This is a genomic window from Nocardia higoensis NBRC 100133 (assembly GCF_000308595.1).
GTDB lineage: Bacteria > Actinomycetota > Actinomycetes > Mycobacteriales > Mycobacteriaceae > Nocardia > Nocardia higoensis.
The window spans coordinates 1-14,300 of record NZ_BAGA01000140.1; the positions used below are offsets into that span (position 1 = coordinate 1).

A 14,300-nucleotide genomic window follows, 5' to 3' on the forward strand; every position below is an offset into this window, starting at 1 on the left:
GGTTGAACCATCATCGTGTCGGATCGGGGGAACCCCTGGTCCTGGTCCACGGACTCGGCAGCCGGTGGCAGGTGTGGGATCGGATGATCCCGGCTCTGGCGGAACGGTTCGACGTGATCGCGGTGGACCTGCCCGGCTTCGGCGGTTCCGATCCGCTGCCCCGGACCACGGTCGCCACCCTGACCGACGCCCTCGCCGATTTCCTGGCGGAGGAGGGCATCGAACGTCCGCACCTGGTCGGCAATTCGATGGGCGGCTACATCTCGCTGAGCCTCGGCGCGCGCGGCCTGGCCCGATCGGTCACCGCGTTCTCCCCGATCGGCTTCTGGGACAAGCCCGGCCGCATCTGGTGTCAGCAGACGATGGGCAAGTCGGTGGTGCTCGCGGGCCTGCTCGGTCCCGCCATGCCCCGCATGCTCCACACCGCGGCGGGCCGCACCGCGTTCCTCTACCTGGTCTTCGGGCGGCCCTGGGCGCTGGACGCGCAGACCGCGATCGAGACCGCGCAGGGCGCCGCGAACGCGCCCGGATTCGCCGACGCCTGCGCGTCCTTCGCCGACGTGCAGTTCCGCGAACTCGGCGCGCTGGCCGATATTCCTGTCACCATCGCCTGGGGCAACCGCGACGTCCTGCTCACCTACGCCACCCAGAGCAAGCGCGCCAGGCTGGCCCTGCCGACCGCCCGCCACCGGACGCTCTTCGGCAGCGGCCACACGCCGTTCTACGACGACCCGCAAGCCTGCCTGCGGGTGCTGTTCGAGCAGTTCGACGCGATGGACAGCGCTGCCGGATCGAGCTAGCGGGGGTCGAGCTAGCGGGAATCGAGCAGGGTGTTCGCGGGTGCGCCGCCGAGCAGCACGCGCACCGCGTTCACCCAGCGCTCGCGCGACAGGCGGTTCGGCTCGGCATAGCCGGTGAACAGAGCGCGCATCGCCAGGCCGGTGACGATCTCGATGGTGAACTCGGTGATCGTCGGAACTCGCGGATCGTCGGGGAATTCGGCGCGGAACAGGTCGCGCACGGCGATGTGCATCTGCTCCAGCAGCCGTTGTTCGTAGGGCAGGAAGGCCGCGCGCAACTCGGCGTCGGTGCGCGCGCCCACCCAGATCTCCAGCGCCGCGTGGAACGACGGGCCGGAGAACATGTCCATGGTCAGCTCGACCGCCGCCGCCAACCGGTCGCCGCCGGGCGGGATGGCCGCGAATTCGGTTGTCAGCTGGTCCAATCGACGCTGCGCGAGGTGTTCGACCGCGCCGGCCAGCAGGTCCGGCTTGGTCGGGAAATGATGTTGCAGGGTGCCGCGCGGAACGCCCGCGCGGTTCTGCACCTCGAGGGTGGTGGTGCCGGCGTAACCGACCTCCACCAGGCTTTCGACAGCCGCGTCCAGGAGCCGCGTGCGAGTACGCGCGCGGCGCTGCGCCTGCGTCTCCCGGACGCGTACGGTCATCGGATCAGTGCCTCGCCACTCAGCGGCCCTGCCACTTCGGTTCGCGCTTCTCGGCGAAAGCCAGCGCGCCCTCGGCGGCGTCCTTGGAGAACAGCGCAGGCAGTGCGATCTCGCCCTGCTTGGCGAACGCCTCGGCCTGGGTCCAGTCCGGCGACTCGTCGATGATGCGCTTGCTCGCGGCCACCGAAAGCGGTGCGGCCGCGACGATCTCGGCCGCCAGCTCCATCGCGACGGCCAGCGCGCCGCCCGGCTCGGTGACCCGGTTGACCAGGCCGAGCTGGTACAGGCGGTCGGCCGAGATGCGGCCGCCGGTGAGGGCGAGTTCGGCGGCGATCGGGCGCGGCAACCGCTGGGTCAGCCGCAGCACGCCGCCACCCGCGGCCACCAGACCACGCTTGACCTCGGGAATGCCGAACTGCGCGTCGCTCGCGGCGACGATGAGGTCACCGGCGAGGGCGAGTTCGAAGCCGCCCGCCAGCGCGAACCCCTCGACGGCCGCGATCATCGGCTTGACCGGCGGCTTGGCGGTGATGCCGAGCGGGCCGCGCTTCTGCGTCATGGGCATCTCGCCCTTGGACGCGGCGACCAGATCCATACCGGCGCAGAAGCTTCCGCCCGCACCGGTCAGCACCAGCACCCGCGCCTCGGCATCCTCCTCGAACGCGTCGACGGCGGCTTCGATCGCCTTCGCGGTCGCCAGGTCGACGGCATTGCGGGCTTCGGGGCGGTCGATGGTGAGAACGGTGATCGCGTCACGACGTTCGACCAGCACGCTGGAGCTCATTCGGCAGTCCTTTCGGTGTTCAGTGTGACGCGGCCACCCGCGACGATATCGATGCTCGCGCCGATCGGGTCCGATTCGGTGAAGGCGGCGATGGTTTCCGGGTCGGCAGCGCGCACCAGGGTGCGGGCACCCTCCGGGGTCAGCGCGCTGATGATGACCGCCTCGGGCTCGTCGGCGCGCTCGGGAGCGGGACCCTTGTTGTAGGGCACGGTGAAGGATTCCACGGTCGCCGGGCCGGTGTAGCCGGGGGCGGTGGCGCGGGCGGCGTCGGGGGTGGGGACCTCGACGGCGCGGAAGAGCTGGGCGGGCGGACGCGTGGAGTAGACGCCGACGCCGTGCTTGGTGATGTACCAGCCCAGTGAGGTGGACAGACCATAGGAGCCCGGATCGGCGCGCAGCTTCTCGGCAACCGCGGCGATGGCGTGGGTGGCGTAGTTGTTGCCGGGGCCGCCGCCGAAGGTCAGGCCGCCGGTCAGCGAGAGCGGGCGGCTCGGATCGTCGATCGACAGGCCGAACGCCTCCGCGCCCACCTGCACCGCGATCGGGAAGCAGGAGTACAGGTCGATGTGCGCGACATCGTCGATACCGACACCCGCGGCGCCCAGCGCTTCCCGGCCCGCCGCGGCGATCGCGGGCGAGGCGGCCATGTCGGCGCGATCGGTGACGTACCAGACCTCGTTGGCGGTCGCGCCGCCGTGCGGGAACACCCACTGGTCACGCGGCACGCCCGCGGCATCGGCGGCCGCGGCACTGCACAGGATCAGGCCCGCCCCCTGGTCGACGGAGAGGTTGGCGACCATCAGCTTGCGGTAGGGGCTGGTGACCATGCGGTTGTCGCGGGTGGCCGTGATGATCTGGTCGATCGTGTGGGCCTGCGGCTGCCAGGCGTACGGGTTGGCGGCGGCGATCTCGGAGTAGCGCGACCACAGCCCGCCGATGCGCTGCAGGTGTTCGGCCTCGCTCAGGCCGAGCCGCCCGCGCATGGCGTTCTCCATCAGCGCGTAGAAGTGGATCGGGCCCCACAGGCCTGCGGCCATCTCCATGTCCGAGTTCGGGCCCTTGTCGGAGCCGAGCAGTTCGTTCGGCGCGGCGTCGGCGGCCTCCTCGGCCCAGTCCGGGGTGACACCCGAGCGCTTGGCGGCATTGCCCGAGGCGACCGCTTCGGCGCCGGTGACCAGCACGACCTCGGCGCGGCCGTCGGCGATGGCCTGCGCGGCCCAGTTGACCAGACGCTGCGGGCCGTCGCCGCCGAAGCGCGCGGACTGCACCGTGTACCTGGGAGAGGCGCCGAGCGCGGCGCCGACCGCGGCGCCCAGGTCGTTGTAGGGCTTGCTGACCGGGGCGACCGCGGCGATCGCGTCCGCGGCGCGCAGCAGCTTGTCCCCGGCGCCGCTGTCGGCGCCCGCCCGGCGCAGCGCTTCGGCCGCGAGATCGACCGGGCCCGGCAGGCCCGGTTCGCCACTACGGTGCACCGACTGACCGACGCCGACGAGGACGGGCGTGCGTGGGTCCATTCCGGCTGGCAGCATTCTTCCTCCGCTTCCTCAATTACCGTCACTGTTGACGGTAACCGCAGACCACGATTAGAGCAGAGGCGGAAGAGCCGCACAATCAAGGGGAGGGCCACTCGTTGCCGGGCGGATGCTGTGCGGTTGCGAAACGACAACGAGATGAGCGCGAAGCGGGCCCCCGAACGTCGATCGGGCATTTCCCCGAAGATCATCTCGAGTTCACAATTTCGTGGGGTTCACTGCTAACATTCCCGTCGATTTGCCAGCCAGTCGGAATGAGGTCCGGGACACAGATAGGGGGCTGGTGTGTCGTACGCCATTCCGGCGAGATCCCGGAGGGCCTGAAAACCTTGAAGAAGAGCGCCTCGATCCTGCTGTTCACCTTGGCGGGTACTACGGCCTTGCTTCTGTCGACGACCACCCCCGCCGGGGCAAACCCCAACGCGATCAATCCCATCCCCGTACTCAACGGCACCAACGGCCTACCGAACCTGCCCGGTCGTACCAAGGCCGTCTTCCAGGTGACCGGCATGGCCAGCCCGAACAACACGCAGAACTACAACGTGTTCGGCACAGACCTGGGCATCATGTGGGACAACGGCAACGGCGAGATGCTCACCGCGTTCGGCGATACCGCGGGCGTCGGCTTCCCCAATCTGCTGGCGGGCAGCACCTGGGCCTGGCGCTCCAACATCCTCGTGCGCAGCCACACCAAGGACCCCGCGCGCGGCATCTATTTCGACAGCGTCGTGCGCGACGTGTTCGGCCAGGCCAGGGATCTCGTCCCGAGCCCGAAGATCCCCTTCGTCGAGATCAGCCGCATCCCCACCGCGGGCATCTCGGTCAACGGCGTGCAGTACCTGTCGCTGATGTCGGTGAAGAGCTGGGACAACGTCGGCGAGTGGACCACCAACTTCTCCGGCCTGGCCGCATCCTCCGACAACGGCGAGACCTGGGCCGACCTCGGGCACACCCGCAGGCCCAGTGAGGGCGGCAATGTCAACTTCCAGATGAACGCCTTCACCAAGAGCGGCGGTTTCGTCTACGAGTACGGCACCCGCGCCGGACGCAACAACGCGGCATATGTCGCCCGAGTGCCCGAAAAGCACATCGAGAACCTCGCCGAGTACGAGTACTGGGACGGCAACGGCTGGCGCAAGAACGACGTGAACGCCGCCGCCCCGATCATGCACGGCGTGGGCGAGCTGTCGGTGATGTACAACGACTATCTCGGCCAGTTCATCTCGCTGACCACCGACCCGTACAACTCGGTCGTCATGCGGCGCGCGCCCTCGCCGCAGGGTCCGTGGAGCCCGCCGGAGGTGCTGATCGACACCCGCGAACTGCCCACCGCGTACGCGCCGTCGATCTTCCCGTACCAGACCGGGCGTGACCTGTACTTCCTCACCACGGTGCACAGCCAGTACAACGTGGTCCTCATGCACACGACGCTCTAGCCGCGGCGGCCCGAGTTCGACGGCGAGACGCCACCGGCGGATCAATAGACTCGCGGACATGGATGCGGCCGACTGGGACGAGCGCTACGCGCAGAGCGAATTGGTCTGGGGCGCACCGCCCAACAACACGGTGGTGGAATTCGTCTACAGCCTGCACCGGCACGCCGCCGCGCGCGACGTCGACGGACTGCCCCGGGCACTCGACCTGGCCTGCGGCGAGGGGCGCAACGCGCTGTGGCTGGCCACCCACGGCTGGCAGGTGCACGCGGTCGATTTCTCGCAGGTCGGCGTGGACAAGGGCAAGACCGTGGCGACCCGGCTGTCCCGCTCGGTGCGCAGCCGCATCACCTGGCAGTGCGCCGATGTCACCGACCTCGACGCGGCCGGGGTCGAGGGCCCGTTCGAGCTGGTGCTGATGGTCTTCCTGCACCTGCCCGCCGAGCAGCGTCGCGCCGTACTGGCGACGGCCGCGAGCCGGCTGGCTCCGGAGGGCACCCTGCTGGTCCTCGGCCACGACCGCACCAATATCGACGACGGTCACGGCGGACCGCAGGATCCGGCGATCCTGTTCACCCCCGAGGACGTCGTCGCCGATCTCGCCGCGACCAGCCCGGACATGCACATCAGGATCGCCGATCGGGTGCTGCGCCCCACCGAGCACAACGACGCGATCGACGCCTTGGTCGTGGCCACTCGCGCCCCGGCGCCACCGGACTCCGCTCCCGCGGAGTAGCCCGCGCCGGATCAGCCCACGTCGGGATGATCGGCGCGATCGGCCGTACTCCGCGTGCGCCACCCCCGGCCCGGGTCGTCAGGCCGGTCGCGGAGCTCGATCCTCATGCGACCAGCGCCGCAGCCAGGGCTCCACGTACCCGGCGATCAGGTCGAATCCGGTGCGGAACGAGTGCGGCTGCCCCGGGATGACCGCCACCTGCGCGGCGTCGGCGGCAGCGGGGATACCGAAGGCGTCCTTCTCCCCGTTCACCACGACCACCTCGATTTCACCGGTGGCGAGCAGTTCGTCGCGGCGCGTCTTCTCCGGCTTCCCCGGCGGATGCAGCGGGAACGACAGCGCGAGGACCCCGCGGGCCCCGGCGGCGACGGCGGTCCGGCAGGCCACCCGCGCGCCGTTGCTGCGCCCGCCCTGCACCAGCGGGCCGTCCGGATAGCGGTCGCGCAGCGCGGCCGCGATCTCCAGCCAGGCCGCATCCTGTTTGTCCGCCGAGCCGGGTGCGCGCCGCCCGGCGACCCGATAGGGCTGCACCACCCGGCACACGACCGCGCCCAGCGCGAGGGCCGAATCACGAACGGCCAGCAGATCTTTCGCATCGACACCGCCCCCGGAGCCGTGGGTCAGCAGCAACAGCATCCGCGGTTCGCCCGGCAGATCCACCTCGATGTCCGCGGGCCCGGCACTGGTCTCGATGCGCACAGCTCACCGTAACCGGGCGGTCGTGGTGCTCTCCGCAGCGCGTCGACCTGCGTGTTCATCCCACCTCAGCGCCGTGTTTTTCAGATCACATTGCCACCGGGGTCTTTTGCCAAGCCATTACTCGGCGGTAATATAGGTTAAAGTTACCCGCGAGTAGCATGCGCTATCCGGCAACGGGTCCGGTGACGACAACGGGCGGGAACGGCATGACACACCGACCGCACCAACTCAACGGAGAGTGAGTACCAGAGACATGGGTCATTACAAGAGCAACGTTCGCGACCTGGAGTTCAACCTCTTCGAGGTTCTCGGACTGGGCAGCCTCCTCGACAGCGGCGCCTACGGCGACCTGGACACCGACACCGTCAAGGAGATGCTCAACGAGGTGCGTCGCCTGGCCGAGGGCCCGCTGGCCGAGTCCTTCGCCGACGCCGACCGCAACCCGCCGGTCTTCGATCCCGAGACCCACTCCGTCAAGCTGCCCGAATCCTTCAAGAAGAGCTACAAGACTCTCGAAGAGGGCGGCTGGGACAAGTTCTCCGTAGCCGAGGAACTCGGCGGCATCCAGTTCCCGCGCGCGGCCTACTGGGCCATCGCCGAGCTGATCCTGGGCGCGCAGCCCGCCGCCTTCATGTACGCCGCGGGCCCCGGCTTCGCCAACATCTTCTGGAACAACGCCACCGAAGAGCAGAAGAAGTGGGCCGAGATCGCCGTCGAGCAGGGCTGGGGCGCCACCATGGTGCTGACCGAGCCCGACGCCGGCTCCGACGTGGGTGCGGGCCGCACCAAGGCGATCAAGCAGGCCGACGGCTCCTGGCACATCGAGGGCGTCAAGCGGTTCATCACCTCCGCCGACTCCGACGACCTGTTCCCGAACATCATGCACCTGGTGCTGGCGCGTCCCGAGGGCGCGGGCCCGGGCACCAAGGGCCTGTCGCTGTTCTTCGTGCCCAAGTTCCACTTCGACCACGAGACCGGCGAGCTGGGTGAGCGCAACGGCGTCTTCGTCACCAACGTCGAGCACAAGATGGGCCTGAAGGTCTCGGCCACCTGTGAGCTGACCTTCGGCGGCCACGGCGTCCCCGCCAAGGGCTGGCTGGTCGGCGAGGTGCACAACGGCATCGCGCAGATGTTCGAGGTCATCGAGCACGCCCGCATGATGGTCGGCACCAAGGCCATCGCCACCCTGTCCACCGGCTACCTGAACGCGCTGGACTACGCCAAGAACCGCGTGCAGGGCGCCGACCTCACCGCCAACGCCAAGGACGCCCCGCGCGTCACCATCACCCACCACCCGGACGTGCGCCGCAGCCTGGCCATGCAGAAGGCCTACGCCGAGGGCCTGCGCGCGGTGTACCTCTACACCGCCGCCCACCAGGACGCCGACGTGGCCGCCCAGGTCTCCGGCGCGGACGCCGACCTGGCCGCCCGCGTCAACGACCTGCTGCTGCCGATCGTCAAGGGCGTCGGCTCCGAGCGCGCCTACCAGTACCTGACCGAGTCGCTGCAGACCTTCGGTGGTTCCGGCTTCCTGCAGGACTACCCGATCGAGCAGTACATCCGCGACGCGAAGATCGACTCCCTCTACGAGGGCACCACCGCGATCCAGGCGCAGGACTTCTTCTTCCGCAAGATCGCCCGCGACCGCGGCGTGGCCCTGGCCCACGTGGCAGGCCAGGTGCAGAAGTTCATCGAGTCCGAGGCCGGCAACGGCCGCCTGAAGGCCGAGCGCAAGCTGCTCGCGACCGCCCTCGAGGACGTGCAGGCCATGGCCGCCACCCTCACCGGCCACCTGATGGGCGCCCAGGAGAACTCCGCCGAGCTCTACAAGGTCGGCCTGGGTTCGGTCCGCTTCCTGCTCTCGGTCGGCGACCTGCTGATCGGCTGGCAGCTGCTGCGTCAGGCCGAGGTCGCCCTCGCCGCCCAGGACGCCGGCTCGGACGAGGCGTTCTACCAGGGCAAGATCGCCACCGCGCAGTTCTTCGCCCGCAACGTCCTGCCGGAGCTGACCGCCACCCGCGCGATCCTGGCGAACCTGGACAACGACATCATGGAGCTGGACGAAGCCGCCTTCTGATGAGCGCTGCCCGCTGAGGCACAACCGAACGAGCACGGGTCGGCCCCGGAGGAGCAATCCTCCGGGGTCGGCCCGTTCCGCGTGACCGTATGTGGTGTTCAGCGCCTCGAACCGGCGCTGATATAGCAAGATATAGCATCTGCTGCTATCCTCATGTCATGACGAGGATGATCACCCAGGCCGAACTGCGTAACGGGAGCGCCGGGGTCATGGATCAGCTCGAGGCAGGCGAGGATTTCGTCATCACCCGCAACGGACGGCCGGTCGGCGAACTACGGCCGATCACCCCCCGGCGCGATGCGACGATCGCCGAACTCAAGTCCCGCCTCGCCCGCTTTTCCGAGATGAGCGAAGGCGCACAGGAACGGGCGGAGATCGACGCCGCGTTCGGCGCGGACCGGCTCGATGACTGATCGGCCCTCGAGCCGGTTCCCCGTCGGCATGCTCGACACATGCGTCCTCATCGACATCAACACGATCGACGCCGCGGTTCTGCCGGTGCGCGCTGAGATCAGCGCGATCACCGTGGCTGAACTGGGTCTGGGAATCGCACTGGCCACGACCCCCGAGCAACTCGCACTCCGGACCGAGCGGATGCTGGAAGTGGAGCACAGTTTCGATCCGCTGCCGTTCACCCCCGCGGCGGCACGACGCTTCACATCGATGGCAAAGCTCGTTGCGGCCTCCGAGCGGAGCCCGAAGCCACGCAAAGCGGATCTCATGATCGCGGCTGTGGCATCGGTGAACGATCTCCCGCTGTTCACCCGAAACGCGGTCGATTTCCGAGGGATCGAGAAGCTGCTGACGGTGGTCCCGGTCTGAGGCTTCGCACCCGGTCGATCAGCGCGACTTTCCGGTGGTGAGGATGCGGCGGGCCAGTTCGGCCAGCTCGGCCGGTCGCCGCACGAGTTCGTCGAGGTCGACATCCTGATCCCCCATGGCGCCCGCCCGGAAGCGGGCGAGGATCCCCTCGGAGATGGCCGCGAGCTTCCACACCGCGAAGGCGTGGTGGTAGTCGAGGTCGGCGACATCGCGGCCGGTGCGTTCGACATAGCGGGCGACGACGGCGTCGACATCGAGGAATCCGTCACTCGGGTCCGGTGACCAGCCGAACACCTCGGCCGAGGCCCAGGAGGCGACGAGCCAGCCGAGGTCGGCCATGACATCGCCGATCGTCCACAGCTCCCAGTCGAGCACCGCCCGCAGTTGCCCGTCGTCGCCGATCAGCAGATTGCCCGGACGGAAGTCGCCGTGCACGACGCCGGTCCAGCGTTCCGGCGGCACCGCACGCGAGAGCAGTCGGTGCACATCCCGGATCGGCCCGGACTCGATGCCGCCCGCGGAGAGCTGCCGCTGCCAGCGGTGCAGTTGACGCTCCAGATAGCTGCCGGTTCGGCGTTGGGCGGCCAAGGGCCCGGTCGTGATGTCGACGGCGTGGATCGCGGCGAGCGTGTCGACGATCTGCTCCGAAGCGACCACCCGACGATCCCGTGGCAGCGCGGCGACGGACGCGGGACCGTCCAGCACGACGCCGTCGACATACGTCATCACGTAGAAATCCGCCCCCGTCACCGCGCGATCGGTGCAGCAGCCGACGACCGGCGGCACCGGAACCGCTGTCTCGGCGAGCAGCTCGAGTATCCGGTGTTCCCGGACCACATCGTGCGCGGAGGCGAGCACCGCGCCCGTCGGCGGGCGCCGCAGCACCCACCGGGCGTGCTTCGCGTCACGAACCCGGTACGTCAGATTCGACCTGCCGCCGGTGATGAGCTCGAACCGCAACGGCGGGGTCACCTCCGGCACATGCTCGACGAACCACGCTGTGACCGCGCCTTCATCGACACCCGCCGGACCGGAGCCCGGGGTCATCGCCGCCGCCCCACACGAGCACCCGGCCTCGGGCCTCGGCCGGACCTGTCCGCGATCCCCAGTGCGTGAGGCCACGGCGAACGGGACGGCCGGTGCGGCGACCGGCTCTGCGCGAGATATCGCGGCGGACAGGGCGACGGCGGGAAGTCCATACGGGGAATCGTGGCAGATGCCCTGATCTCGGAACAGGGCTCCGACACCGTTGGCGAGGCCGACCCCGGACGGGTTCGGGCCCCGCCGGTCGGGCGGTGTCGGCAAGGCTTTGCCCACCGCCGAGCGCGGCTATACCCGTTCCGCCACCTCCGATATCGCGAAACCTGGTTCACTTGACCCGCTCTCGCGTGGTTGTCGGCGTAATCCGTTCCCCCGCAGAAGTTTTACCATTGAAACGCCGCGCGCGGATTTGCCGCCGAGTAACTTGATCGACCATGTCCGTCGCACGGTCCAACCCGCACGATGCGCTCTTCCGACGAATCATGTCCCGCCCCGCCGACGCCGCCGGCGAACTGCGTCACGTCCTACCCGAAACCGTTGCCGCACGCATGGATTGGGACGGCCTGATGTTGGAGTCCGGCAGCTTCGTCTCACCGCAGCTGAAGTCCCGCTACAGCGACCTGCTCTTCCGCACCCGCCTCGACGCCCGCGACACCTACATCTACCTGCTGGTCGAGCACCAGAGCCGTCCCGACCGGTTCATGCCCCTGCGCATGACCGAATACCTGGTCGCCATCTGGAACCGCTACCTGCACCAGAACCCGGATACGACGACCCTGCCCGCGATCGTCCCGATCGTCATCCACAGCGGTCCCCACAGCAGGCACTGGAACACCCCTACCGAACTGTTCGACCTCATCGACCTCGACACCGACACCCGTGCCACCCTCAGCGATCATCTCCCCCACCTGCGGCTGATCCTCGACGACCTCACCACCGTCGACCTGCCGACCCTGCGGGCGCGTCCTCTCACCCCGGCCACCCGCGTCATGCTCGCGCTGCACAAGATCACCGCGGGAAACCGGAACCTCGGTACCGACCTGCTTCCTCTGGTACCCGACATCCGAGCACTCGCCGACGCCCCCGGCGGCTCCGACGACCTGATCTGCGTAATGACCTATATTCTTTTTGTGGGCGAGACCAGCGAAGACGACCTGGGCCCGGTGATCGATCAACTCGGCCCACGTGCCAAGGAGGCCATCGTGACCACTGCCGAACGACTCCGCGCAGAGGGCTGGGAAAAAGGCCGGAACGAAGGCCGGAACGAGGAACGGGCGGCCAATCTGACCGAACTGTTGTCCATCAAGTTCGGTGCGCTTCCGGTCGACGTCAACGCCCGGATCGCCGCCGCCGACGCCGCCACACTGCACATCTGGCTCCGACGAGTGCTGTCAGCCGCAACCCTGGATGAAGTCTTCGACCAGATCTGACACCGAAGACCAGCGCTACTCACTGGCGGCGGGGGTCGACGGCGTGCTGAGCATCGGCGCCCCGCTGCCAGGAGCTTCAGCGCAACGACCTCGGTATCCCGGCGACGACGAGCGTCACCGACTCCGAGGCCGCAGCCACCCGGGTATTCACCATTCCCAACAGGTCCCGGAACAGCCTGCCCGAGGCGGAGGCGGGCACCACCCCGCTGCCGACCTCGTTGCTCACCGCCACCACGGGCACCTCGCACACGCGCCACGCCGCTACGAGATCGTCGATGTCCGCGTGCACGGGCGCGAGATCGGCTCCCTCCCAGACCTTGTGGGCGTCCAGGCGAGCGGTGAGCCAGGTGCCGAGGCAGTCGACGAGCACGGGCCGGTCGGCGGTGGCGAGAGCTGTTGCCACGTCATCGGTTTCGAGGGTGACCCAGGAGGCGGGGCGGCGTTCGCGGTGCAGGGCCACGCGCTGCGCCCATTCGGCATCGCCGTCGCGGGTGCCGCCGGTGGCCACGTAGGTCACGGCGGGGTGCGCGGCGAGCAGGTCTTCGGCGTGGCGGGACTTGCCGGAGCGCACGCCGCCGAGCACGAGGGTCCGGTGCGCGGCGGGAGGCGTGGCGGGCCCCGCGTGCACCACCTCGCCGTCGCGGCCCGGCCTGGCTCCGTGGGTTCGCAATCGTCGCTCCAGTTCGTCGAGGGGCGGGTTGTGGTGGCCCAGGTGTACCGCGATCACGTCGGTCGTCTCGGTCACGGCCGCCGCCTCGCGCAATCCGCCCACGAAGTCACCGAATTCGTGGAGACCGAGGTGCTGGTCGGACAGATCGGAGCGATCGCCGAAGGTCTCCTCGACGAAGACCGCGTCATAGGCGGCGTGGCGTACCGCGTCGAACCACTCGGCGGGCCACGGACCGGTGTCGCAGGCCCAGAGCACGCGCCCGCCGTCCGGGCCGGCGAGGTCGTAGAGGACGGTGTCGCCGTCGCGGAACACCCGGTGCCGGGCGGGCAGGACGGTGACCTCGTAGTTTCCGGCCGTGACGCGGTCGCCGGGGCAGACGGGGGTGAATCGCACCGGATCGTCCGGGCCCACCCAGGGGCGGCAGGCGTCGAGCGCGTCGGCGGGGCCGATCACGTCGAGTTCGTGGCCGGTGTCGATCCAGGATCGGAACAGCAGGGCCTGCGGTCCGAGGTGGTCGGGGTGGGCGTGGGTGAGCAGGATGTGGCGGACATCGGCGAGCGTGCGGCCGAGGCGGACGGCGGCGCGGGGGGCTTCGGGACCGCAGTCGAGCAGGAGGACGTCGTCGACGAGGGCGGCGGTCTGGCCGCGGATCTGTGCGCGCGCGGCGGCGTCGCGGCACGATGCGCAGCGGCAGAAGGGGGACGGCCACCCGTCGGCCGCTCCGGTGCCGAGCAGGACGATTTCCATCAGCGTGACTCCGTTCCTTCGAGCCCGGTCTCGTCGGGCCCGACCGCTTCCGGCGAAGACACACCGGAAGATGTTGCGGCAGAAGATGTTGCGGCCTCGGCAGGTCTTTCGCGCAGGGGCAACACCGCGCGGCCGTCGGGGCGGTCGAGCACTTCGACGCGCGCGCCGTAGACCTCGGCGATGCGGTCGACCGTCAGCACGTCGGCGGGCGGCCCATCGGTGACGATGCGGCCATGGTCCAGCAGGACGAGACGTTCGCCGTACTGGGCGGCCGAGGTCAGGTCGTGCATGGCGGCGATGACCGTCAGCTCCCCTTCCCGGCGCATGGAATCGACCAGGTCGAGCACCTGTTGCTGGTGGCCGATGTCGAGGGCGCTGGTGGGTTCGTCGAGCAGCAGCACCCGGGGTTGCTGGGCCAGCGCCCGGGCCAGCACCACCCGTTGCAGTTCTCCCCCGGAGAGTTCGGTGGCCGGGCGGGCAACGAGATCCTCGAGCTCCAGACGCGCCACGACCCGGTCGACGATCTCGCGGTCGCGCCGGGTTTCGCCGCCGAATCGGGCGATGTGCGGGGTGCGGCCGAGGTGGACGAGTTCGCGTACCGTGACGCCTTCGGGCACCACCGGACGTTGCGGCATGAGCGCGACCGCGCGGGCCGTGGCGCGGCGGGACGATCGGCTCGGCAGCACGCCGGCGACCCGAATCGCGCCCGAGGCGGGCACGAGTCCGGCGAGCGCGTGCAGCAGGGTGGTCTTGCCCGAGCCGTTGGGGCCGACCAGCGAGACCCACGCGCCCGCGGCGACCACCAGGTCGATGTCGTGCAGTACCTCGATGCCGCCACGCTCGGCGCCGACCCGTTCACAGATCACCGCGGGTTCCACGATC

Annotated in this window: 14 protein-coding genes; 7 read left to right on the plus strand and 7 right to left on the minus strand. The window is 69.4% G+C overall.

Translation table 11 applies throughout. The annotated features are described in order from the left end of the window. The first annotated feature begins 2 nt into the window (after positions 1-2). A complete protein-coding gene (locus ON26_RS25820; RefSeq protein ID WP_040799622.1) occupies positions 3-800 on the plus strand; it encodes an alpha/beta fold hydrolase in 798 nt (265 codons plus the stop codon). 11 nt (positions 801-811) lie between these two features. Here the strand turns inward: ON26_RS25820 and ON26_RS25825 are convergent, their stop codons facing one another. The 3 genes from ON26_RS25825 to ON26_RS25835 are packed head-to-tail and all read right to left on the minus strand — an operon-like array spanning position 812 to position 3,760. Beyond that, the gene (locus ON26_RS25825) at positions 812-1,447 is read right to left on the minus strand and encodes a TetR/AcrR family transcriptional regulator (protein WP_040799623.1); all 636 of its coding nucleotides are present in this window, start codon (positions 1,445-1,447) and stop codon (positions 812-814) included. A gap of 19 nt (positions 1,448-1,466) precedes the next feature. Continuing rightward, on the minus strand, positions 1,467-2,231 hold the full coding sequence (locus ON26_RS25830) for a crotonase/enoyl-CoA hydratase family protein (protein WP_040799629.1): 765 nt from the start codon (positions 2,229-2,231) through the stop codon (positions 1,467-1,469). Continuing rightward, a complete protein-coding gene (locus ON26_RS25835) occupies positions 2,228-3,760 on the minus strand; it encodes a TLP1 C-terminal extension domain-containing protein (protein ID WP_040799631.1) in 1,533 nt (510 codons plus the stop codon). Before ON26_RS25835 ends, ON26_RS25830 begins: the two co-directional genes overlap by 4 nt. A 257-nt stretch (positions 3,761-4,017) precedes the next feature. Here ON26_RS25835 and ON26_RS25840 point away from each other — a divergent pair, with 257 nt between their 5' ends. Further along, positions 4,018-5,199 carry a glycoside hydrolase family 183 protein gene (locus ON26_RS25840; RefSeq protein WP_373280962.1) on the plus strand — a complete coding sequence of 394 codons (1,182 nt, stop codon included), beginning with the start codon at positions 4,018-4,020 and terminating at the stop codon, positions 5,197-5,199. A gap of 58 nt (positions 5,200-5,257) precedes the next feature. Beyond that, positions 5,258-5,932: a class I SAM-dependent methyltransferase gene (locus ON26_RS25845; protein WP_040799636.1), complete on the plus strand. Its 675-nt coding sequence runs from the start codon at positions 5,258-5,260 to the stop codon at positions 5,930-5,932. A gap of 78 nt (positions 5,933-6,010) precedes the next feature. Here ON26_RS25845 and ON26_RS25850 read toward each other — a convergent pair whose 3' ends face one another. Further along, a complete protein-coding gene (locus tag ON26_RS25850) occupies positions 6,011-6,631 on the minus strand; it encodes an alpha/beta hydrolase family protein (protein ID WP_040799639.1) in 621 nt (206 codons plus the stop codon). 253 nt (positions 6,632-6,884) lie between these two features. Here ON26_RS25850 and ON26_RS25855 point away from each other — a divergent pair, with 253 nt between their 5' ends. The 3 genes from ON26_RS25855 (at position 6,885) to ON26_RS25865 (ending at position 9,530) form a co-directional block, all read left to right on the plus strand. Further along, positions 6,885-8,708, plus strand: a complete 1,824-nt coding sequence (locus ON26_RS25855; protein ID WP_040799641.1) for an acyl-CoA dehydrogenase — start codon at positions 6,885-6,887, stop codon at positions 8,706-8,708. A 158-nt stretch (positions 8,709-8,866) separates the two neighbouring features. Next, positions 8,867-9,121, plus strand: coding sequence for a type II toxin-antitoxin system Phd/YefM family antitoxin (locus ON26_RS25860; protein WP_040799642.1), 255 nt, complete (start codon positions 8,867-8,869; stop codon positions 9,119-9,121). Continuing rightward, positions 9,114-9,530 (plus strand): type II toxin-antitoxin system VapC family toxin, encoded by a 417-nt coding sequence (locus ON26_RS25865; protein WP_051027594.1) that lies wholly within the window; start codon positions 9,114-9,116, stop codon positions 9,528-9,530. The genes ON26_RS25860 and ON26_RS25865 overlap by 8 nt, the downstream gene beginning before the upstream one ends. An 18-nt stretch (positions 9,531-9,548) precedes the next feature. Here the strand turns inward: ON26_RS25865 and ON26_RS25870 are convergent, their stop codons facing one another. Beyond that, positions 9,549-10,577 carry a phosphotransferase family protein gene (locus ON26_RS25870; protein ID WP_040799651.1) on the minus strand — a complete coding sequence of 343 codons (1,029 nt, stop codon included), beginning with the start codon at positions 10,575-10,577 and terminating at the stop codon, positions 9,549-9,551. A 428-nt stretch (positions 10,578-11,005) separates the two neighbouring features. On the opposite strand from ON26_RS25870, the gene ON26_RS25875 reads away from it, so the two are divergent. Beyond that, positions 11,006-12,001 carry an Rpn family recombination-promoting nuclease/putative transposase gene (locus ON26_RS25875; protein WP_040799654.1) on the plus strand — a complete coding sequence of 332 codons (996 nt, stop codon included), beginning with the start codon at positions 11,006-11,008 and terminating at the stop codon, positions 11,999-12,001. A 76-nt stretch (positions 12,002-12,077) separates the two neighbouring features. Here the strand turns inward: ON26_RS25875 and ON26_RS25880 are convergent, their stop codons facing one another. Next, entirely contained in the window at positions 12,078-13,418 is a 1,341-nt protein-coding gene (locus ON26_RS25880) for a bifunctional adenosylcobinamide kinase/adenosylcobinamide-phosphate guanylyltransferase (RefSeq protein ID WP_040799655.1), read from the minus strand. Beyond that, the gene (locus ON26_RS25885; RefSeq protein ID WP_373280963.1) at positions 13,418-14,299 is read right to left on the minus strand and encodes an ABC transporter ATP-binding protein; all 882 of its coding nucleotides are present in this window, start codon (positions 14,297-14,299) and stop codon (positions 13,418-13,420) included. Before ON26_RS25885 ends, ON26_RS25880 begins: the two co-directional genes overlap by 1 nt. Position 14,300: the final 1 nt, after the last annotated feature.